Origin of the sequence: Candidatus Nitrososphaera gargensis Ga9.2 (genome assembly GCF_000303155.1) — an archaeon.
GTDB classification, from domain to species: domain Archaea; phylum Thermoproteota; class Nitrososphaeria; order Nitrososphaerales; family Nitrososphaeraceae; genus Nitrososphaera; species Nitrososphaera gargensis.
In genome coordinates, this window is record NC_018719.1 from 1,410,661 (window position 1) to 1,429,416 (window position 18,756).

The 18,756-nt window shown below is 47.6% G+C and carries 34 protein-coding genes; 15 read left to right on the forward strand and 19 right to left on the reverse strand.

Annotated elements, in window-relative coordinates:
• Positions 1-144 precede the first annotated feature (144 nt).
• A complete protein-coding gene (locus NGAR_RS08475) occupies positions 145-405 on the forward strand; it encodes a hypothetical protein (RefSeq protein ID WP_015019283.1) in 261 nt (86 codons plus the stop codon).
• Here NGAR_RS08475 and NGAR_RS08480 read toward each other — a convergent pair.
• A complete protein-coding gene (locus NGAR_RS08480; protein WP_148681194.1) occupies positions 397-1,422 on the reverse strand; it encodes a hypothetical protein in 1,026 nt (341 codons plus the stop codon). The two genes, NGAR_RS08475 and NGAR_RS08480, sit on opposite strands and share 9 nt — an antisense overlap.
• A gap of 106 nt (positions 1,423-1,528) precedes the next feature.
• Here NGAR_RS08480 and NGAR_RS08485 point away from each other — a divergent pair, with 106 nt between their 5' ends.
• Positions 1,529-1,858 carry a dUTPase gene (locus NGAR_RS08485; protein WP_015019285.1) on the forward strand — a complete coding sequence of 110 codons (330 nt, stop codon included), beginning with the start codon at positions 1,529-1,531 and terminating at the stop codon, positions 1,856-1,858.
• Here NGAR_RS08485 and NGAR_RS08490 read toward each other — a convergent pair.
• Both NGAR_RS08490 and NGAR_RS08495 read right to left on the reverse strand, forming a co-directional pair.
• Positions 1,847-2,320 (reverse strand): tetrahydromethanopterin S-methyltransferase subunit A, encoded by a 474-nt coding sequence (locus tag NGAR_RS08490; RefSeq protein WP_015019286.1) that lies wholly within the window; start codon positions 2,318-2,320, stop codon positions 1,847-1,849. The two genes, NGAR_RS08485 and NGAR_RS08490, sit on opposite strands and share 12 nt — an antisense overlap.
• Positions 2,321-2,325: 5 nt before the next feature.
• A complete protein-coding gene (locus NGAR_RS08495) occupies positions 2,326-2,718 on the reverse strand; it encodes a pyridoxamine 5'-phosphate oxidase family protein (protein WP_228369348.1) in 393 nt (130 codons plus the stop codon).
• An 87-nt stretch (positions 2,719-2,805) separates the two neighbouring features.
• On the opposite strand from NGAR_RS08495, the gene NGAR_RS18785 reads away from it, so the two are divergent.
• Complete coding sequence (locus NGAR_RS18785; protein ID WP_266190404.1) at positions 2,806-2,937, forward strand: hypothetical protein; 132 nt, start codon at positions 2,806-2,808, stop codon at positions 2,935-2,937.
• Here NGAR_RS18785 and NGAR_RS08500 read toward each other — a convergent pair.
• From NGAR_RS08500 to NGAR_RS17475, 3 genes are read right to left on the reverse strand one after another with little or no spacing between them, the layout of a single operon-like run.
• Positions 2,934-3,212 (reverse strand): hypothetical protein, encoded by a 279-nt coding sequence (locus NGAR_RS08500; RefSeq protein ID WP_015019288.1) that lies wholly within the window; start codon positions 3,210-3,212, stop codon positions 2,934-2,936. The genes NGAR_RS18785 and NGAR_RS08500 overlap by 4 nt on opposite strands.
• Before the next feature lie 29 nt (positions 3,213-3,241).
• Complete coding sequence (locus NGAR_RS08505) at positions 3,242-3,892, reverse strand: hypothetical protein (protein WP_187147732.1); 651 nt, start codon at positions 3,890-3,892, stop codon at positions 3,242-3,244.
• Positions 3,846-4,019 carry a hypothetical protein gene (locus NGAR_RS17475; RefSeq protein WP_187147733.1) on the reverse strand — a complete coding sequence of 58 codons (174 nt, stop codon included), beginning with the start codon at positions 4,017-4,019 and terminating at the stop codon, positions 3,846-3,848. The genes NGAR_RS08505 and NGAR_RS17475 overlap by 47 nt, the downstream gene beginning before the upstream one ends.
• A 300-nt stretch (positions 4,020-4,319) precedes the next feature.
• Here NGAR_RS17475 and NGAR_RS19335 point away from each other — a divergent pair, with 300 nt between their 5' ends.
• The 3 genes from NGAR_RS19335 to NGAR_RS08515 are packed head-to-tail and all read left to right on the forward strand — an operon-like array spanning position 4,320 to position 4,799.
• A complete protein-coding gene (locus NGAR_RS19335) occupies positions 4,320-4,523 on the forward strand; it encodes a DUF892 family protein (protein WP_407637201.1) in 204 nt (67 codons plus the stop codon).
• Entirely contained in the window at positions 4,453-4,668 is a 216-nt protein-coding gene (locus tag NGAR_RS18410; protein WP_228369328.1) for a hypothetical protein, read from the forward strand. Before NGAR_RS19335 ends, NGAR_RS18410 begins: the two co-directional genes overlap by 71 nt.
• Positions 4,653-4,799 (forward strand): DUF892 family protein, encoded by a 147-nt coding sequence (locus NGAR_RS08515; RefSeq protein ID WP_148681197.1) that lies wholly within the window; start codon positions 4,653-4,655, stop codon positions 4,797-4,799. The genes NGAR_RS18410 and NGAR_RS08515 overlap by 16 nt, the downstream gene beginning before the upstream one ends.
• A 114-nt stretch (positions 4,800-4,913) precedes the next feature.
• Here NGAR_RS08515 and NGAR_RS18415 read toward each other — a convergent pair whose 3' ends face one another.
• Together NGAR_RS18415 and NGAR_RS08525 are read right to left on the reverse strand one after the other, a co-directional pair.
• Positions 4,914-5,111 carry a hypothetical protein gene (locus NGAR_RS18415; RefSeq protein WP_148681198.1) on the reverse strand — a complete coding sequence of 66 codons (198 nt, stop codon included), beginning with the start codon at positions 5,109-5,111 and terminating at the stop codon, positions 4,914-4,916.
• Between the two features lie 186 nt (positions 5,112-5,297).
• Positions 5,298-5,675 carry a cupin domain-containing protein gene (locus NGAR_RS08525; protein ID WP_228369329.1) on the reverse strand — a complete coding sequence of 126 codons (378 nt, stop codon included), beginning with the start codon at positions 5,673-5,675 and terminating at the stop codon, positions 5,298-5,300.
• Between the two features lie 155 nt (positions 5,676-5,830).
• On the opposite strand from NGAR_RS08525, the gene NGAR_RS08530 reads away from it, so the two are divergent.
• Positions 5,831-6,682, forward strand: a complete 852-nt coding sequence (locus tag NGAR_RS08530) for a class I SAM-dependent methyltransferase (protein ID WP_015019292.1) — start codon at positions 5,831-5,833, stop codon at positions 6,680-6,682.
• Positions 6,683-7,294: 612 nt separating this feature from the next.
• Here NGAR_RS08530 and NGAR_RS19070 read toward each other — a convergent pair.
• The gene (locus NGAR_RS19070) at positions 7,295-7,402 is read right to left on the reverse strand and encodes a winged helix-turn-helix domain-containing protein (RefSeq protein ID WP_323444712.1); all 108 of its coding nucleotides are present in this window, start codon (positions 7,400-7,402) and stop codon (positions 7,295-7,297) included.
• Positions 7,403-7,937: 535 nt separating this feature from the next.
• Here NGAR_RS19070 and hsp14 point away from each other — a divergent pair.
• Positions 7,938-8,381, forward strand: coding sequence for an archaeal heat shock protein Hsp14 (gene hsp14, locus NGAR_RS08540; RefSeq protein ID WP_228369349.1), 444 nt, complete (start codon positions 7,938-7,940; stop codon positions 8,379-8,381).
• A 337-nt stretch (positions 8,382-8,718) separates the two neighbouring features.
• On the forward strand, positions 8,719-8,997 hold the full coding sequence (locus NGAR_RS08545) for a hypothetical protein (RefSeq protein WP_015019295.1): 279 nt from the start codon (positions 8,719-8,721) through the stop codon (positions 8,995-8,997).
• A 203-nt stretch (positions 8,998-9,200) separates the two neighbouring features.
• Here the strand turns inward: NGAR_RS08545 and NGAR_RS17480 are convergent, their stop codons facing one another.
• From NGAR_RS17480 to NGAR_RS08555, 3 genes are all read right to left on the reverse strand, one after another.
• Positions 9,201-9,356 (reverse strand): hypothetical protein, encoded by a 156-nt coding sequence (locus NGAR_RS17480; protein ID WP_015019296.1) that lies wholly within the window; start codon positions 9,354-9,356, stop codon positions 9,201-9,203.
• A gap of 411 nt (positions 9,357-9,767) precedes the next feature.
• A complete protein-coding gene (locus tag NGAR_RS08550; protein WP_148681199.1) occupies positions 9,768-10,058 on the reverse strand; it encodes a hypothetical protein in 291 nt (96 codons plus the stop codon).
• A 120-nt stretch (positions 10,059-10,178) separates the two neighbouring features.
• Positions 10,179-10,424: a winged helix-turn-helix domain-containing protein gene (locus NGAR_RS08555; protein WP_015019298.1), complete on the reverse strand. Its 246-nt coding sequence runs from the start codon at positions 10,422-10,424 to the stop codon at positions 10,179-10,181.
• A gap of 779 nt (positions 10,425-11,203) precedes the next feature.
• On the opposite strand from NGAR_RS08555, the gene NGAR_RS08560 reads away from it, so the two are divergent.
• From NGAR_RS08560 to NGAR_RS08570, 3 genes are all read left to right on the forward strand, one after another.
• Positions 11,204-11,398, forward strand: a complete 195-nt coding sequence (locus tag NGAR_RS08560) for a hypothetical protein (RefSeq protein ID WP_148681200.1) — start codon at positions 11,204-11,206, stop codon at positions 11,396-11,398.
• A 496-nt stretch (positions 11,399-11,894) separates the two neighbouring features.
• A complete protein-coding gene (locus NGAR_RS08565) occupies positions 11,895-12,167 on the forward strand; it encodes a hypothetical protein (protein ID WP_015019300.1) in 273 nt (90 codons plus the stop codon).
• Between the two features lie 41 nt (positions 12,168-12,208).
• The gene (locus tag NGAR_RS08570) at positions 12,209-12,418 is read left to right on the forward strand and encodes a hypothetical protein (protein ID WP_015019301.1); all 210 of its coding nucleotides are present in this window, start codon (positions 12,209-12,211) and stop codon (positions 12,416-12,418) included.
• On the opposite strand, the gene NGAR_RS08575 is transcribed toward NGAR_RS08570, so the two are convergent.
• From NGAR_RS08575 to NGAR_RS17490, 3 genes are read right to left on the reverse strand one after another with little or no spacing between them, the layout of a single operon-like run.
• Positions 12,399-12,695 (reverse strand): hypothetical protein, encoded by a 297-nt coding sequence (locus tag NGAR_RS08575; RefSeq protein ID WP_015019302.1) that lies wholly within the window; start codon positions 12,693-12,695, stop codon positions 12,399-12,401. The two genes, NGAR_RS08570 and NGAR_RS08575, sit on opposite strands and share 20 nt — an antisense overlap.
• A gap of 26 nt (positions 12,696-12,721) precedes the next feature.
• Positions 12,722-12,883, reverse strand: coding sequence for a hypothetical protein (locus NGAR_RS17485; RefSeq protein ID WP_187147432.1), 162 nt, complete (start codon positions 12,881-12,883; stop codon positions 12,722-12,724).
• 54 nt (positions 12,884-12,937) lie between these two features.
• Entirely contained in the window at positions 12,938-13,240 is a 303-nt protein-coding gene (locus NGAR_RS17490; RefSeq protein WP_187147433.1) for a hypothetical protein, read from the reverse strand.
• A 255-nt stretch (positions 13,241-13,495) separates the two neighbouring features.
• Here NGAR_RS17490 and NGAR_RS08585 point away from each other — a divergent pair, with 255 nt between their 5' ends.
• Positions 13,496-13,897: a VOC family protein gene (locus NGAR_RS08585; protein ID WP_228369135.1), complete on the forward strand. Its 402-nt coding sequence runs from the start codon at positions 13,496-13,498 to the stop codon at positions 13,895-13,897.
• A gap of 4 nt (positions 13,898-13,901) precedes the next feature.
• Here NGAR_RS08585 and NGAR_RS08590 read toward each other — a convergent pair whose 3' ends face one another.
• Complete coding sequence (locus NGAR_RS08590) at positions 13,902-14,900, reverse strand: methyltransferase domain-containing protein (RefSeq protein ID WP_015019305.1); 999 nt, start codon at positions 14,898-14,900, stop codon at positions 13,902-13,904.
• 7 nt (positions 14,901-14,907) lie between these two features.
• Entirely contained in the window at positions 14,908-16,404 is a 1,497-nt protein-coding gene (locus NGAR_RS08595; protein ID WP_148681201.1) for an FAD-binding oxidoreductase, read from the reverse strand.
• Between the two features lie 118 nt (positions 16,405-16,522).
• Here NGAR_RS08595 and NGAR_RS08600 point away from each other — a divergent pair, with 118 nt between their 5' ends.
• Both NGAR_RS08600 and NGAR_RS17495 read left to right on the forward strand, forming a co-directional pair.
• The gene (locus NGAR_RS08600; RefSeq protein ID WP_015019307.1) at positions 16,523-16,762 is read left to right on the forward strand and encodes a hypothetical protein; all 240 of its coding nucleotides are present in this window, start codon (positions 16,523-16,525) and stop codon (positions 16,760-16,762) included.
• A gap of 33 nt (positions 16,763-16,795) precedes the next feature.
• Entirely contained in the window at positions 16,796-16,963 is a 168-nt protein-coding gene (locus NGAR_RS17495) for a hypothetical protein (RefSeq protein WP_187147434.1), read from the forward strand.
• 81 nt (positions 16,964-17,044) lie between these two features.
• Here the strand turns inward: NGAR_RS17495 and NGAR_RS08605 are convergent, their stop codons facing one another.
• Together NGAR_RS08605 and NGAR_RS08610 are read right to left on the reverse strand one after the other, a co-directional pair.
• On the reverse strand, positions 17,045-17,545 hold the full coding sequence (locus NGAR_RS08605) for a GTP-dependent dephospho-CoA kinase family protein (RefSeq protein ID WP_015019308.1): 501 nt from the start codon (positions 17,543-17,545) through the stop codon (positions 17,045-17,047).
• Positions 17,545-18,645 carry an Mrp/NBP35 family ATP-binding protein gene (locus tag NGAR_RS08610; protein ID WP_015019309.1) on the reverse strand — a complete coding sequence of 367 codons (1,101 nt, stop codon included), beginning with the start codon at positions 18,643-18,645 and terminating at the stop codon, positions 17,545-17,547. The genes NGAR_RS08605 and NGAR_RS08610 overlap by 1 nt, the downstream gene beginning before the upstream one ends.
• Positions 18,646-18,756: the final 111 nt, after the last annotated feature.

The window sequence follows — 18,756 nt, forward strand, 5'->3', positions numbered from 1 at the left end:
AGAAGGACCCTCCGTATCAATTAGGGGTATTTGGGGCCCCTGCGATAGGAGGACGACCCTACCTAATTATAGACACACATATAGAGTCTCCATACAGAACGTAGCGTCAAAATGCTTTAATCCGATTTCACCCGACCGTCGCCATTGGATCTGATTGAGGAGTCTACCAAGATCCTGTCGGCCGCGCTGGAAGGCGCGTCGCGCGCCAGAATCGCGGCGCTGCAGCAACACCTAAAGCATAACGAGATAGAATGGCTGCTGAAAATGCTCGTAGACAGGAAGCTGCTCGAGATGGACTCGACATCATCTTCAGCCTACTACTGGACTACCGTCAACGGCGTCAAGCTTTTAGAGATCCGGTTCAACATGGAGCGGATGCTGCAGGCGCAAAAAAGCCTAGTTTGAGCGCCTCTTTCTCGGCTCCATCAGCCCCATCAGCTGGTAGCCGTATTCCAGATTGTGCTTGACGTGGTTTATCCCGTGCGTCCCATGCGGGACGAACTTGCCATCGAGGACGTTTTCGATGTAGGTCTTGGCTTTTCTTATCGAGTTAATGGCGTGCTGCAGCTGGTTGTCGGTCAGTTTGCGCCCAAGCTCCTTTTCAACCTCCTTCTTGAAGGCTGCCGGGCTTGATAGCAGTTTGCTGTACTTTTGCAGGCGCTTGTAGTTTAGCGAAAGATCGGTTATCTTTTTGATGTCTGCTGCTTGCAGGCCGGCAAGCGACTGCTCAAGGTCCTTCCGCGGCCTGCCTGTGATGTGCACGAGGTTTTCCACCAGCTCGTCGCTGTACGAGGGCAGATCCTGTGAGGCAGATGATGCCGGCTTTTCGCTTGTCGGAGTTCCGACATAGGTTGCAGCAGGGTCTTCCAGTATCGCAGTTGACTTTCTTTCCTGATAATATCTATCTAGGCTATAGACTCCGACTGCCTCTCCTCTGGTATCAACCCCCTTGTCAAGTGCAGAAATAGTATCGACAATGATCCGGGGGTAGTGCAGCTTCACCCTGTCATCTGACTTTTGGTAGTTCTCCATGATGTCGACGTAAATGTGAAAAGTGGCGTCGTTGACCGCCTTTGCACCGGCCCTCTTTGAATCGACGCCCTTTGCAGCCACCGTCAAAAAGTCGCACATTTCGGATTGGGAGAACAGCCGGCCGCTGACTGCGCACGAGTCGGCTATTGCCTTGGCCGCGGTTATCCACTTGCCGTACGTGTTCACTGTGCCAAGTGGGACACTTCCTACAAATTCAACCGCCTTTTTTCGCACCTCAGGGTCGTCGATCTTGAGCAGGTCAAGGCATGCAGTAAGCACGTTGCCCAAGGATGGAGAGGAAGAAAAAGACTGGCTTTCGTTTGGCTCTTGGAGGGATGGCGAAGGATGCTGCTTGCTGTTGTTAGCGGAAGGATGAGAAACCATTGTCAAGGCTAATAGGCAAAAATCATGCCTTAAAGCTTTCGCAGGCACCCTGCCATTCGACACCAGTCGGAGAACAAGGCTTTTTACGTAGGCGGCTGGAACTAGCAGGTTGATGGACACCCTTGAAGCCATTTTTTCAATGCAGAAGGAACTTGCATCCATGATGGACCTATCTCGCTATCCAACTTCGGCCGAGGGCAGGGTTTCGGCGCTTTCGACTGCGATAATCCACGAAGCGGTGGAGCTCCAGCGGCTTACGAGCTGGAAGTGGTGGAAAAAGCCGGCAGCCTTTGACAGCATGGCGGCAAAGGAGGAACTTATCGACATCTGGCATTTTGTCGTCCAGGCATCGATAGAGCTTGGCATGAGCCCGGCCGACATACTGGAGGAATACAAGAAAAAGAACAAGGTCAACCGCGATAGGCAGGCTTCAGGCTACTAGTAGCTTCTCAATATCAGTGGTGCCTATCATGTCCAAGATTTCGACCTGTTGCCTGAATGCATCCACATCGCCGGCTGGCGACTCTAATATCGGGTACGGCCCCAGTGCGCCGACTATCCTGCCATTCCTGTCTATGCCGTTTCTGGCAAGCGCAAGCAGGGCCTGACCCGCCCTGTGCCCCTTGACCTCTTTGCCGCAGACGATTATGCGCCTAAGCTCTGGATGATCGAGCGCAAACTTGATCATCGCGTCGATGCCCCTGTTCTCCGAGAGGAGCCGGCCGGCTATTGCGATCTTGTTCATAACAGGATCAGACTTGGATAGCTTTTCCAAGAGATCCATGCTTGACAGAGTGCATATCGCCAGCTCCTTTCCCATGCCAAGGTGGTATTCGTGCTTGATCGGCAGCACGGCTTCACACACCTTACCGGCCACATCGTCGAGTTTTTTCCGGATGCCCATTATTATTAGAGTCCCCAGCTGACCTTGCTTATCGGAGTCATCTTGAGGAATGGCGCTTCGCCTTCCTTCCATGGATCCCGTCTCACCCATTCAAAGCGATCGTGGAATATCTTGTAAAGCCTTGCAAATTCCTTCCCTTTTTCGATTATCTCTGCCTTCCCCTGGATGCACACGGCCTTGTTGCCAACAGAGCTGTAGATGTCAACTGCCAGAGCCACGCGGTTGTTCGCCTTGATGTTTTCGTACTTTTTTGTTTCATAGTCGGTTGCAATGTAAAAGGCGCCGTCCTCAAAAACGTACGACACTGGCGTAATGTGCGGAATGTTGTCATGGCATGTTGCTATCCTGCATGCCTCGTTACGTTCCAGAAACTCGCGCTCTGCCTTGCTGAAGGTCACTCTGCCCAACAGAAGAATCTGGAAATTCCTGCTATTTATAGACGCGTGTTTGAACTCATTAAATAACATGTCTGCGTAGCAATTGCAATGGCATCCAGAGCGAACGTTGCTCAGGTGAGATGCTCGGTCTGTGGAAAGACCTTTCTGACGCAGCAGGAGGCCGACGAGCACACAAAGCGCGACCACGTGCAGCAAACGAGCCCCGCCGGCGTAAGCTAAGAGCCACCACTAGTTTTTTTGTCACTTCTCCACCTGCTGAATCTTACCATGAACACGCCGGCTGCGATTATCAGCAACGTAACTGCAAGGAACCCCGGCTGCACTATTGCGGCTAGTTGCTCCGGCGCCGTCGAAGTGTAGGAGCACCTTTCTTTACTATCTTCGCACTCTTTGATCACTGGGAACGCCAGCAGAACGACTACGAACGCCACCAAGAGTGCGACTCCGGCCGATGACACTATCGCGCCAGACTTGGCAAGCACTTCAAGCGACAATCAGCAATATGCTGCTCATGGGCGCTTGATTAAAGTTCCGCAGGGTCGAGTGTGGCAAAGCGGTACGAATCATCCTTCCGCACCCGCTTGAAGCGGCTATCAAAGTACAGAAAGGGCTTGTCCTTGTAGACATGCTTGTCCCACAGGTCGTGAACCTTGCCAAAATAGTCCTTTTTCGTCTTGCCCTTCATCCGGAGAAGCTCATGCGCAAGGACGTGCGACACCCGGGGGCAGTTATTATCCGCATAGAACACATAGCGCTCTGTCTCAGAGACGCCGCTGTCCGGCCTCTGCCACCATGCCATCCCGATGTTCTCTGCCGTGTATCCCTCGGTATTACAGTCAGTCCAGAACGGCTTGAAATATGCAAGGTAAAAGTGGTAAATATCGTTTCCTCTTTCAGAGTGGTCCCTTACAAGGTATGCAAGCGACATCCTGTCAAACAGCTTGCCCGGGATCACGGGCAGGATGTCGGCTTCGACAGGCAGCTCGACATCGAAATAGCGCTGCGCCCACCACTTGAAGAAACGGGACATAGATGAAACGTAGCCCCAATCCTCCTGCTGTCTCTGCTGCCACTCTTTATTCTTGGCGACATAGATGAAGAAGAGCTTGTCTGCTTTCAACGCTGGCTCAGCCGTCTTTGTGCGTATGATGGCCACCGCAGCTGCACGAGTCATCGCCGCCCACCCAGCCGGTCTTTTTCGGCTGCGGATGGAACTTGCTCATGTGCTTCAATAACTTGTAGTCAGAATCAAAACCCTCGCCGCAGATCGAGCAGTTCTGGAGTATCCGGAATTCTTTCAACGTTCTACGATTAAATTAAAAAGGAATTTAAGCATAACTGCAAGCAGGCAGCGGAATCTACAGTTCATCACATATCTTGGACAATAGGAGCATATTGGCAGTCATCATTCCGCCGCAAAAGCCGGTAGTTTTGATCACATTTTTCACGGTAGGAACAAATGAGGACCACTACCGGAAATAAAAGAGAAATAATAAGTTGTACACATTCGTTATAAAGTGATAATATCGATAGGGTGCAATGATTGATGGATGGCTCACAAGAACCAACCATCAGGAACGAAAAGAAATGCCAAAAAGATGATGACCATTAACGATAAACTTGTCATCTACCTTAATGACGCTTTAGCTATTGAAAATGTCGCTATACCAAGGTTGCAGCAAAGGATAAAGGAAGTCTCCCTGCCCGAAGCAAAAGAGCAATTGAAGCACCACCTTGAAGAAACGAGAGAGCAACAAAGTAGACGAGCAACTTATTTCGAACCTTGGCGGAAAGGCTACCCATGAAGCTGCACTGCTGCCTCTACCTGCGACACCCAAGAGCTTAGCAAACGCAATGAAGCAGTCAGTTATAGAAGCAGAGAAACAGCTGATAGCAGCCAAAGAGGATGTGATAATAGAAAATGCCGAGATTGTATGCACGATACGCTGAGCCAGCTCGCCCAGATTATGGATGTCGGTGATGCAGTGCCAGTATTTGCACAGAATCTTAATGAAGAAAAGGAAATGGCTGATTGGCTAAGAGCGAACCTGCCTGCAATGATAACGCAGCTCTATCCATAGTCTTCGGTTGCCTCTGAAGCTGGCGACAGCCAGACACAACAAGTGGGCGCAGGAACAACTGCTGAAGCGTGATTGATTGATTAAAAACTACGCCAGCCTATTGTTGCGTCGATTCTAGCTTGAGGCAAGGCTTATTGCATTCCGCCTCTTGCGCAAGTAATACTCCAATATAAGTCCAGCGGCGATAGCTCCGCCGGCCACTGCTGCTGTAGTAGCAATGCACATGCGCGCTGGCATTTGTATCCTTCCTTTAACCCCGATATCGTCAGGCATTTCTGCCCGCAGCTCCAAATCTGTTCGAGCAGTTTGCATATCATCATCCCACGTCAGATATTGCCTTTATTGGTTGAGAAAGATGCTTCGGTGCAACGTAAGAAAATAGCAGAAATGAGGCTACTCTGGCTTTCCATTAAGTCACTACCATACCCTTATCATCGATAGCCAGCAAAAGAGCTATTACTTTGAAGAACTGCAAAAGATAGTCAAGTATTACCTGTCCTACCTCTGGGCGTATGTTTTTGCGCCAGTAAAGTCAATGCCTATGCAGGGCTCGTTTCCTTCTACCCATGCATCGTGACCCGGCGGGATTATCGCCACGTCTCCAGGCCCACATTCCATTTCGGTTCCATTGTCCATTCTTACCCTCATTCGCCCAGAAATGATGTACCCGGTATGATGCTGCTGGCAGCTGTCGGTCTTGACTATTGGTTTTACAGATGTTGACCATTTCCACCCCGGTTCAAGCGTGAATCGGCCAATCGATACATCTCCAATATTTGCGATATCCAGCTTACCTTTGTCAAACTTGCGGGTTTCATCTGGCTTGGTGTTAAGGTTTCTTTCTTCCAGCCTTCCCATGCTTTGAGTTGAACTCATATTGTAGGCAGGGTGCAAATGTGCTTTATGGTTACTGGTGTTGTTTACGATAAGATTTCGCTGTCGTCTGCTTTCAGCTACTATCCACGATCTTTTCTGTTTGTCAAAAACAGTTAGAATATTAATTTCAAGCTAGAACTTCTTATGTGGCGGTAATGATGGCCGCAGGCTACGATCCTGTCAAGTACAAGATAAGCTCAATTCAAAACTGGAACACTGTCGCACCCGGCTACCACAGCGACTGGGCAAGCAAGGAAAGGGGCCCCTTCAGGTCGACTGCCGAGCTGATCAAGGCGGCTGACATCAGGTCGGACGACTATGTGCTAGATGTAGCATGCGGCACTGGCGCAGTGTCAATGCATGCTGCGCGGCTGCTTGGGCCTTCAGGGACACTTGTAGGAATTGATTTTTCAAGAGGCGCCCTTGGCATCGCTAAGTCATCTGTCCCGACTGGCCACTTTGCCGAGATGGACGCCGAGAACATTGGATTTGATGTAAAATTTGACAGAATAGTGTGCCAGTATGCCCTGATGTTCTTCCCGGACCCTGTACGGGTTCTTAGCCAGCTCTGGGCACTTTTGAAAAAGGATGACGGCAAGCTTGCAGTAGCGGTCCATGGAATGCCAGAAGGAGTGCCGTACTTTAGCACAGTGATGGAGCCTGTCCTGCGACACATACCGGACATCCGGCCAGAAGGAGCTCCGACGGTTCACCGCTTTGGCAACAAGGCAGACCTGCAAAAAGTGATTGCCAGCGCAGGATTTTCCAAGATCTCGATTGAAGAATTTGTTTTTGAGTGCGAGGCCGGGACCTTTGAAGAGTACTGGTCGGACTATATGTCCACAACGGCAAATTCCATACGAGCCACGATTGAAGGCAGGGGTCTTGGCGTGGTGTCTGCAATAAAGGCCGAGGCAGAAGAGAAGGCGCGCAAGTTCATGAAAGGCGGCAGGATACGGTTTCCATGGCAGGTGCTCATTGCGACTGCGATACGCGCGCAAGACTGATGCCCTCTGTTTCAATAACAGGCGTGTGCAATAAGGACAGAAAAAGCAGATTTTCCTCTACGCCGGCATCAGCTTTGTGGCAGTCGGCATTGCCTCAATAGTTCTAAAGTAACAGTGCGCTATTTCTTTCGAGATCAAATGAGGATAATACATCAGAACCCATAAGAATTTGATAATTGCCTTATGCTTAGATAGCTCAATGAATCATGGGAATGATCCTTCTAGAAATAGCGACAGAGCGCATGGTTATAGACAAGGATGATGAATGTTGCATCCAATTACTAGCTGAAGCGGTCAACAACAGAGCAAAGATAAGAAAAGCCTACAATTCGTTCGTGACGTCTACTTTAACCTGCTTACCTTGGATCTTTACTATTTTTCAACTATCTCTAGAAAAATTGTGATAAGGCATATTTCAGCTATAACTTTTGCCAGCTCTCAAAAGCTCTTTCTAGGCATTCTTTCATAATCTGGTCCAACTGATACTAACGGACCTATTTCGTTGTACAGATTCAAGAATTTGTGGCCCTTATCGCTTGTTTCGTAGACTTGACCAGCCTGATTGTATTCTAGCAGACCATTTTCGATCAGCTGCGACGCGTACTCCTTTAGCTACGCATATGATAGGTACGCTTTGTACATTATTCTTGTCTTCGTTGCGCCCCCGCAGGCAGCTTCTAAAATTTGAGCAGTTATCTCGGTTCTACTTCTATATTTCATATGTTTCAAAATTACAGAACAATACGGTCTAATATGCCATCGGTGTACAATGGGTGTAAACCAAGTTTGTATGAAAACCAAGCCCTACTCACCCTTCCGAGCTTGGCGAATGTTCCCACCCAGGATGTATATATGGGCGGAGTTGTGTACTACAATGATAGTTCAACATGATTGTTATGCAGGATTCATGCTTGTTACTTTTGAAAGTTAAAAACTGAAAATACGAATGGAGAAAGTGAATTGAGCACTGGAAAAAGAACAGGAAAAGCCTTCAATAGACACTACAGCGTGAATAATAAACAACCATCTATCTTGTACCACGTCGAATTCTGATCCAACATACTGGCACTATGACTCTAGACAAAATTGTAATTCCTACGGTGCCCAGAACCAAGCTTGCCAATGGGTTCAACCTACTTTTTCCCATTACTATGTGCCCTATTCTGTTATAGTTTGCATTTGATTTAAAGGATGCCGGGAAATAAGCGTCCAAAGTTTTGGCAGGCAATTCTCCTCTCCAAAAGCCTTGGCTGTAATGAAACAGTTAATTGCGTTATTAGAAGATATAGCATGTATGGGCATCGTAGAATATACTGTCCGTGAATTGTTCAGGGAGCTTGACAAAAGAACGCAGGAGTTCTATGAATATGTGATGCCTGCCGTGGACATGTATGAGGATGGAAATGATTTGGTTGTTGATGTTGATCTGCCCGGTTTTAGAAAGGAAGACATCAGCATTAGAATCGTAGATGGAAACATACTGTCGATCAAAGCAACAAAAAAGCGAGCGCCACCAACAGCAGAGGAACCACTAGGTCCGATACACTACAGACAGAGGCCAGTTCAAATAGACAAGAGGATAGTGTTGCCTATCTCTACGAGAGACGCTGAGAGAGTAACAGGAACAGCAAAGTATGAAAATGGTGTTGTTACATTGAGAATCCCAATTCCCAAAGCAACCGTTGTTCCTATAACGTAGAGAGTAATCAATACAACGGAACGTTGATCAGAGTTTCTGCGCATTGCCTGAAGATCAGGAAGGTTCAGAGAAGGAGAGAAGTAAACCAAGCTCTACTTACCTAAGGATTTAGAGCTGATACCATTGGCTTTCAGGCTTGTGCCTGCCAACCCTCGCTACTTTTCTTGTTAGTAAGAAATACGATAAAGAAAAAAGTTGATTTGATTGGAGCCGGCCCGATTTTTGTTAACAAGTTGAGATCTTGAAAGGATCCATGTGGGAGTTATTCGGTGGAATTATGAGAACAACCTTACACGGATGGTGATTATCAAGTTTTACACCGATTTTAACTTTAACTGTGTCGTCTGTACTTGAGGACACCGACACGCTAGACTGTGAGGACTGGGATTGCGAGCACGTCACAATCGACCCTGAGGATACAGACACGCTGCACTTTGTGGACTGTGAGGACTTGACGACAGACACTGAAGACTCTCCAACGACAGCAGTTGCTGAAACTGTGAAAGCTTCAGGCAGTAGAGCGACTGCTGCAACTAATGCAGATGTGGTGACGGCTGCCACTATGAAAAGAGAGTTTGTCATCATTTCTCTTTCAGACATAATGTATTGGTCTTGACCTTTAAGAGATTCGTCGGATTCTGTTGAATGCTAAACTCTAAAAGTTGATCAATCTAGGTCTTGCTGAAGAATTGCACGACAACATTACATAAGCTCTATGGCCTTGGCGAACGTCAACCAAGAACATAAACTGCTGATGATAAATCCACTTCTCTCCAATACCCCTTTATCTTGTAGGTTCGAACACTATTCTTACGACCGCTAATTGTAGTGTGCTATTTGGCTGCCATACATCCTTTTTACTATATCATCAGAAACACCCGAGGCATTGCGTTTGATCGTCGCATCTATCTTGATCCACATCCAGCCTAGGGTATCAATTTCATGATCCAAGGCCAGAGTCGTTGCATCTTTCATGTTCAGCTTTCTTCTATTATGGATTCAGAGCGAATTAGCAAGTTCAATATTATATTCAGATTCGTCGTTGTAGTGATAAATGATTCCACGAGATTCGTATTATTAGTTCAAAAATATAATTCAATTTCGAAATTCAAAATTTAATTATATTTTTATATTTCAAAATGCAATTACATTTTTGTATAATATTATTCGCCATCGAATAATTCACCATTGCCAGTTGTGGATTCTTAGATGGATAGACCCTAGATAGATAGCGATTGGGACTTGATGATTTTGATACTGTTGCGTCAGACCGATCTTCGAATGGAATTCAAAAACATATTTTGTCGTATCTCCATTGCAAGTAAAAAAGAAGAAAGAAAATGAGGGAGGGTGATAGAGTTATCTACTTTTTGCCTGCGATATTGCTTACGAGCAGTCTGTGAAGCTGTTCCGTCCGCCACCAATGTTGGCCGATGCTGCTGCATTATTGACTGCCGCTACATTTTGCTGACAAGCGCCTGCGTCTTGGAATACAGCGGCTGTTGCGCTGTTGGTGTTGAAAGCTCCGCCTCCACCAACGGTGGCGGTAGCAGTGGCATTTTGTGTGTTGCTGTTGAAGTTTGACTGGTTGATGGTCGTCTGCGCGGCTGCGGCTGCTGGTACGAGTGTGCTTACGAGCACGGTCGTAAGCATGATCATCCTTGTTGTTGGGATCATCGCTCAGTGGTATGGTTGGTCTTGGCGATAAGAAATCCCGCAATACAAGATTCTTATACTTTGAATGCTAACGGCAATGATAATTGTTGTTGGGTAAGGATATTGCATTCAGCTATAGGCTCATTTTTCATAACTTCGTAAATATTCACAGCCCTTTGCAGTGGTGAAATATCTGTTTCTCTCTGCATCATATGCCAATAGTTCGTTTTTCAAGAGAACTGGCAGGTACTCTTTACTAAGTTGAGTATATGAAACGTATGCATAGAACATCATTCTCGTCTTTGTAGTGCCCTCCAAAGCTGAAGTCAGCATTTCTACAATGATATCGTTCCGTGTGCGATTTTTCTTCTTAATGTCTTTAGTCATGCCTAAGACGGCAGCAGCTCGTTAGTTTCGTATTCTGCGTGACTAGTCATGTCTTTGTGATGTACTACCTCAGAATATGCGAAGAATATCATTTTACACATCACGCAAACATACCTCTGCCTTTGCTGTCTTGTGTCATATGATAAATATGATATTCTGCAGAAATAACTTTAATAATTGATACGACCTGTTGTTAGATTTCACATCTAGCAGGCTCAAAAAGCTGCTAATCGTGGCGCGCCACTAGCAATTTTTCACAGATTGATAAGACGATAATAGCCGCGACCTTACTTGCAATAAGACTTTTTTGCTGGCTCTTGCTACATTTACAAATAATAATCTTCCATTCCACCAGTTGTTATTCTTCACTTTAGAAAAGACAGTCAATGAAGGCGATCTTACAGGCAGAACGAACGATTCTAATGGCGCTTCTTCAGATGTACTCCGCACATTAAACTTGATCACATCTATTTTTGTCCATATCGAGCTCAAAGTATCAATTTCATGGTCTAGATGCAAAACGTACAAGGAACTATGATTTTATCCTTCACGCTTTCGCATTCCTTCTTTTATGCACTCTCGCTGAGATCTCAGCCCCAGTGCGATAATCAATAACAATACCATATCTCTGAAAATCATCAACTGACAAGACTTACGGCTGATAATGTGTAAGTGGTATCAGCAGAAATCTCCGACAAACCACATAAATCATTATGTTTTGACAAGTCTGCACGGCAATCACGCCAACAATATCTGCGGCCATCATTTCTCTTGGACTATTGGCACCAGGAATGGCTGTTCCTGCACTCGCTGTGTCTGTGTCAGTCGATGACGGCACAGTATCGATCGAACACGAAGAATTTCTGGTCGATGTCCAAGAAGATAGTACAGTACACATCGAAGCTAGAGATATTGTAGTGGATATAGAAGATAGCAGTGTAAGTGTTGAAACTCCGGAGAAGGGGGAAGAATAGAAGTAGGCCGACATAGAAGAAATTGAAAACCCTCATTTTTCTTTGAATTTATTGAAATAGGTCTTTTGGGTATGCTGCAACAATACTATCTTTAGGTTTCGCAGAGACACGCGTGTCTTATTTTTTGTTCTTCTCCTCCGCTATTTACCAAATACAAACTATTTGCAACATCTCTAGCTCCACCACTAGCTTCTGAGTTTCGGTTATATGGTTAGCGTGTTCCTTTGCACGGATCTTCTTTCTGGTCAATGCTTCTAATGCAATCACATCCCCAGAGGCTTTAGCGTAGCTATCTCCAATTCCAAGCGACTGTTAATAATTGGCGGATTCCGAGTAGTTATCATGCTCATGCGTTTCTATCATCTTTTGAATCGCGACTCTTGTAGGATCGAGCTGGAAAACATCTGGCGTCCAGTGAGAAGAGCTAATTATAACAAAGCTAGCACCATAGGGAGAGAGGTATCCTTTTAGAACGGCTTCATATCACTGATTTCGTATGAACAAGAAGACCATGTTTATCCTGATGGGAGCTGGGCTAGTTGTCTCTGGAATAGTCACTATTATTCTAATATATCAGGGGTTATCCGTAGGAGATGTCTTGGTCTACCAGCCACTAGCAAGCGAGACTGCAGGAGAAATGAACAAGTTCAATCTAGAAGAGATCCATAGCGTTTCTCTTGCAAAGCACGACCATGTTTTACTTACTATGTTGGTGGACAGCCAGCCTGCAGTTGTTCCAGAGGGAATAGGAATGAGCCCGCAGCTGTAGTACGATCACTCGACAAATATGGTCCGTCCGGTATATCGCCCATGCACACCCACGACACCTCCGGCACCACCCATATCGAATCGACCACTCCAAGAGAATACACGGTGGGCGAATTTCTAAAAGTGAGGGGGACGGATCCAAGCATGGTTACAAGGATGACCGTCAATGGAAATGAAGTGGCCGACTTTTTAAACCACGAGATGAAGATAGGTCAAAGGATTCAGATAGAAATCATGACCGCTTCTTCATAACGACCTTTTCCTTTTTTAACTCGCTATGTATCCACATCAAGGTCGATATCGTATAGACTGGCACAAAGTCGCCTACCAGCGGCACAAACTCGGCCATATTGATAAGCGCAGAGCGCTTGCTCCTTGTTATCGCATAAAGCACGCTGGTTACTATGGCGTCTGATATGTCACCTATGACAGGCGTGGCAAAGAGCGGAGCTGCCACATAGTCAAGGGCATCTACTGCCACTGATATCGCAAGTGCAGTTGCAGCCCTTGCCCTGAAGAGAGAGACCAATGGTAATAACAATTGCACAGCATGGCTTATAGTCGTTCATTCATCATCTCGTCTGTTCTGTCCTTTATCTTGTAGGCGACGTTGTGGAGTCCAACTCTTCCTATTTCTGCCCGGCTTTTGCCAACCTTGATTTTTTCTTCAAGCTCTTTTTCTATCTTTTCTTCGACCTTGTCCACGTTTGCGGCCATATGCCTGAATCTAGCTACATCGTATTTATCAGGTTAAAGATGAAAATTATTATTTTATTTGATTACTGCTTGCAGGCTATGGTATAGCGGCTTTAGGTGTGACGGCGAACCTTTGATGTCAAACTTTACGGTCCCTTGGACAGAGACCACTGCTGAACGAAAGATGGTGCCTCTTTCAAAATATTTTAACCCGTGCAGCGAGTCCAGCCTTTCACTGATAATGTCGTCTGATTTCATCAGCATTCCCCTTTGTGCATAAAGGATCAACCTTTTGTCTGTTACAAGAACCCTATACCTTTTTTCTGCATATTCGGCGATGCTGTCCTTGCTCGAAAACCTGACGTTTTCGGCAGGCAATAGAAAATCATCCAATACCATTGGCACTTGTCAATGGATGGAAATTTATTAGAACGTGTCATACTTGTTTGGCTCGATGTACAAGTTTTGTGAATATAGAGAGGTTCTATTTTTCCTCATTAAGTAACAGATCTTCCGGCTGGCGAAATGCGCCAGAGCTAAGGAATTAAGGTGGAGTAGTTATACTAACCCCCGCATGCATATACCGTTAAGTTCATTATTTACCTTTGTAGAACTCCGGGTAGGTGCGTTTGCTTGTCCTTTAGAAAAGTCGGAGCTGTAATACTGCTTGTTTCAAACATGGAAAAATCGATCAGGTTCTACAAAGATACCCTTGGAATTCCGATAAAGACTAAGTCAAATGACTGGACCGAGTTTTTCAACAAAGATACAGTGCTTGCGTTGCACCCTGCAAAGAAAAAGAGCAAGATGAAGACAGGCTCGGGCATGCTTGTAGGATTTGAGGTAAGCGACCTCGACTCTACTGTGCAAAAGCTGAAGGAAAAGAAAGTCAAGTTCTTTAAAAAGCCAAAGGAGGAGCCGTTTGGTAAGCATGCGATAATTCAGGACCCCGATGGCCACTTGGTGTCAATAGCAGAGATCAAGGAAAAGTCGGCAGAAGGCTTTGATCTACTTGGGCTGATAGGGCGAGAGTAGGCTACTACTTGATTGCAGTAACAAGGTAGACAGAGCCGCCGAGGGCTTTGAAGCGAACTCTTGAGAACTTTGCAAGCAGCCTGGCGACCTCTTTCTTTGTCATGAACCTGTAGCCCTGAAGCGCAAAATCAAGCTGCATCCCCATTATCAGCCGGCTGTCGTCACCGTGCAATCTAGACTCTGGCAATAAACCCTCCACTATCGCAATGGTGCCCCCTTTTTCCAGGGCGTGCCGGCAGTTTGACACTACCTTTTGCTTGTCCCTTGCGGCATAGAGCGACTCGCCAAGGTACACGATATCAAACTCGTTTTCAAACACCATTGATTCGCCGGCCTGTTTTATTATCTTGATTGGTTTGCCCTTGGCAATCTTGCGCGCAGCCGCCACTGCCTTGTCGCAGGGGTCTATCCCAACAAAACTTGACTTTGGATATTCAGCACACATCTTGGCGAGCAGGCTGCCGGTTCCGCAGCCGACATCAAGCAGCCTGCATCCTTGTGATAAAAGCCGGCTCATTTTCTTGTCCCGCCTGATTGCGGTCAGGAACGAATAGTGGTCCCAGTCGGTGGCCTGCTCTATCGCGCCAAGGGTGTACGACATTTCACGTGTCCGGCCTAACCTGAACAGGTCTTGAAAAGCGCCGTACTCTAGGCTCCTCAGAGCCAAGTACGAGAATTGCCCGCCCAAATAGTCAGGATTTTTCCTATCCAAGAGCATTATCTTCATTTCCGGCTTTAGATACATCTTCTTGTCTTTCTTTTCGCTGACAAGCCCGTACGCAATTGCGGCAGAGCACCACGCCTGCACGGCAGGAGGATGCATCTTTGTCGCAGAAACCAGCTCGTCTACTGATACTGGTCTGTGGGCGATCCTCTCAAGCAGACCTGTCTGCCTTCCGATGTGGGCCAGCCACACTCCGTAAAAGCCGACAGAGTATCCCCATAGCCTTGCAAAGCCTGCCGAGCGCGCCTTCATAACCGCTGGCAGGTCGGCCTGCGCCATTCTTAAATCATTGCACCGGGACTTTTTTGCCGGGGTTCATCATAAATGCAGGATCGAGTAACTTTTTGACCGCTGAGAAGAGGTCGGTGATGTGTCTGCCGTACATCATTTCGATATAGCTCACCCGCGCAAGACCGTCGCCGTGCTCGCCAGTTATCGTGCCTCCGCTCCTGATAACCTGCTCAAACACGCTCTTGGCGATCCTCCGCATCAGATCGACCTCCTTGTCAGAGCCCATGTCCACAAGCGGCCTTGTATGTATGTTGCCGTCCCCGACGTGGCCGTACATCACGTAGTCCAGTTTGTTTTGCCGGTAGGTCTGGAGCAGGTTGGTGGCATGATCTGCCAAGAGCTCCGGCCGGACTACGGTATCTTCAATCAGCCCGATCGGCTTTCTGCTGCCTACTGTGAGCTTCATGACGTTGTTCAGCGCGCCCTTTCTGGCCCTCCATATCTTGGCCATGCTCTGCTCGTCTGAAGCATATTCAAGCACCGAGCACTTGCCGGCAAGCTCCTCCTTGCACGCTTGTAGACGGTCTTCAATCTTCTTGCTGTCGTCGCCGGCAAACTCGACAAACAGTAGGCACCCTGTGCCGCCGGCCCTGCTGCCAAAAGAGAGGACGGTGTGGTCCAGCATTTCAAGAGCGACCGGCGAGAATTTCAGGATAGCCGGGACTGCCGAAACTGCGCCTAGCAGATCTACAAAGCCCAGCACCATTATGCACCGATACTCAGGAATGTCAAGGAGCCGGAGCTTTGCGCAGGTCACTATCCCAAGCGTCCCTTCCGAAGCGGCAAATACCTTGTGCGGCATGAATCTGTCTGACATCACGGTGTCGAGCCTGTATCCGCAAGAATTCTTGCTCACCTTAGGGTAGCCATTCTTGATGGCGTCAGCATGTGGAGACAGCAGCTTGCCAAGTTTTTCCATCCTGCCATCGAATCTGTCGGCGCTTGCAAAGCCCGGCTCCCCGTCAGCGTACACCACGTCCACTCCTTCAAGAAAGTCGATGGTGTTGCCGTAGCCAAGGCAGTGCATGCCGCTAGAGTTATCCGCTATCATGCCGCCGATCGTGCAATAGTTGCTGCTTGCAGGATCCGGCGGCAGGAACTTGTTCCTCTTTTTTAGCTCCCGGTCAAGCACGCCCTTGACGATTCCCGGTTGCACCACCACATAGTCGTCTTCAATTTCGATTATCCTGTTCATGTGCTTTGTAAAATCAAGGATTATGCCTTCAGAGAGCGATTGCCCGAGGAGCCCTGTGCCCGCGCCCCTTGCGGTTATTGGCACCTTTTTTTCAGAGCTGTACTTGCATGCCTGTTCGACGTCATGTGAATCTACAGGACATATAGCCGCCGCAGGCTGAATTTCATAGTGGCTTGCATCAACAGAATAGGCCTGCCTGCTCCAGCTGTCGCCAAGAACCTCGCCTTTTGCAATGCGGAGCAGGTCATCGGCTATGACGTGATGCAATGGCAGGGAATAGCCATACGCGTATAACAAATTTTTGCCACAAGCGTGGATAAGCAAGAAATGGAGAATATCTACGGATTAATTTCCCGTAAAAGGATTGGTTAAGACTCCATTATCATTATATTATAGTATATTCAACCTAGAGGAGATGGCTCAGACCGACGTCCAGAAATGCCCCGTCTGCTCCGGCAAGGGGCTTATAGAAATCACCGATTCTGATTGTCCATTTTGCAATGGCACCGGCGAATTTACAAAGGCAGCCGAGAGTTACATGAAGTCTCACATCTGCCAATGTGTGTTCCTCGATAGGAAGAACTGCCCGCTGTGCGGCAAAAAGTGCCACCACAATACGCCCAACCGGCCAAAGATCCTGATTGCGCCGATGTAAGGTTTAATAGCCATTCCGCCTTTTTCATATTCGTTGAAGACAATATCCAAGGCAAATGAAAGTACTGCTACTGCTGCGGCAGCGTGCGCTTTTTGCAATGCCGAGATCCCTTACGGCCAGAGTGTCTGCCCTTTATGCATGAAGAAATACAACATCAGAACTTTTGACCTCAGCAACGACGGCTGCGGATGCGACAAGTGATAAGAAGAGGAAAAGAGGGGTCAGAGATTGGTATACATAATCATATCTAGGTCATACAGCCACCACATCTTCATCCCCCAATTAATCGATGCCAATTCTATCCATTAAGTCTTTGGCTTGCTTTTGCTTTGCACTTGTTATTTTGACTATTACCAGCCCCTCAAGAGGCTGACCGTAGAGGACCGCAGAACCTTCTGGCGCCATTGTAAAGAGCGGAAGGGCAAGCATATCCTCTTCGCCATCTACGAGCACCCGCACAGGAGAAGGCATCCTCAAGGCGTCCTGCAAAACCTGTACTGCTTCTTTTGAAATTGTGCCGGCGGGGTTGATACAATGCAATTCTTTTGCAGAATAGCTTGCAGAATAGCTCCGCTTTGACCGCCTTTCTTTGCCGTCAATGACAGCAATATCCGGTTTTATTCCAAAAGATACAAGGCGTTCAGTGGTCGCGTCGCCAACTGCAATTACTTGCTTGACGCCTTTCAGCACCGACGCTACTTTTCGTTTTGTTACCTGCTTGTCTGGAACAAGTGTGCCAAAGGGCTGTTTTAAGAGGCGTGCATCATTTTCGTTTATAGGCATTATTCCTTTTTGGCCTGCTCACTTGCTGCTTTTGCTTCTGCCTGTTCCTGCGCCTGCATTTCAGTAGCAATTATACTTATCCTGCCTGCGATCACCTTGGCAGCCTTTGTAAACGCGTGCGACTGTATTGATTCCGGTTGTGACATGACTGATGGATTGCCAGTGTCACTTCCTTCCCGAATTTGCGGGTGAAGCGGGATCTCGCCTATGAAGGGAATCTTGAACTCATCACTTATCTTTTTGCCGCCACCCTGTCCAAAGAGGTAGACCTGTTCGCTGCAGTGTGGACATTGCAAGTAGCTCATGTTCTCGACAACTCCGATTATCGGGACGTTGAGCTTGTTGAACATGCCTATCGCCTTTACTGCCACGTTCATGGCAACATCCTGAGGCGTCGTGACTATCAGTATGCCAGTGATTGGTATCGTCTGCGCTATCGTCAGCGGCGCGTCGCCCGTGCCCGGAGGCAGGTCTATGATAAGGTAGTCAAGCTCGCCCCAGTTGACATCAGTCAGGAACTGCTTGACTATCCCAGAGACAATCGGGCCCCGGTAGATGCCGGCCTGCTGCGACTGCTCATAGAAAAAGCCCATGGAAATTACCTTGATGCCCTCAACCATAGGAGGTTGGATCTTGTTGTTGACAACCTCCGGCGACGCCTTTAGCCCGAGCATCAGCGGGACACTCGGCCCGTAAATGTCTGCGTCAAGCAGGCCCACCTTTGCGCCCGTCTTGGCAAGAGCAAGCGCAAGGTTCACAGAAACCGTGGTTTTGCCTACTCCGCCCTTGCCGCTTGCGACTGCAATAATGTTCTTGACGCCAGGCAAGAGCTCGTCCATCGAAAGCGCCCTGCCTTCCATGACCCGGGCGGTAACCCTCATGTTGAGATCCTTGACGCCAAGGCTGGCCATCGCAGTCCGCACATCGCGCTCAATGTCGCTGTTAAACGGGCAGGCAGGTGTAGTTAGCTCAAGAGTAAAGGCGACCTTGCCGTCGTTTATCGACAGGTCCTTTATCATCCCCATTGAAACAATGTCTTTGTGAAGTTCAGGATCTACAACTTTTTTCAGCGAGTTGAGAACCTGATCGACCGTCACCATTGTACCCAAAAATTTGACTTTACCGTATTTAAATCATCGTTTCGCAGGGCAAATAAATTGTAGCGCTCATATAAAGGTCCAGCACAAAAGCACGTGATTAGACGCAAAAGG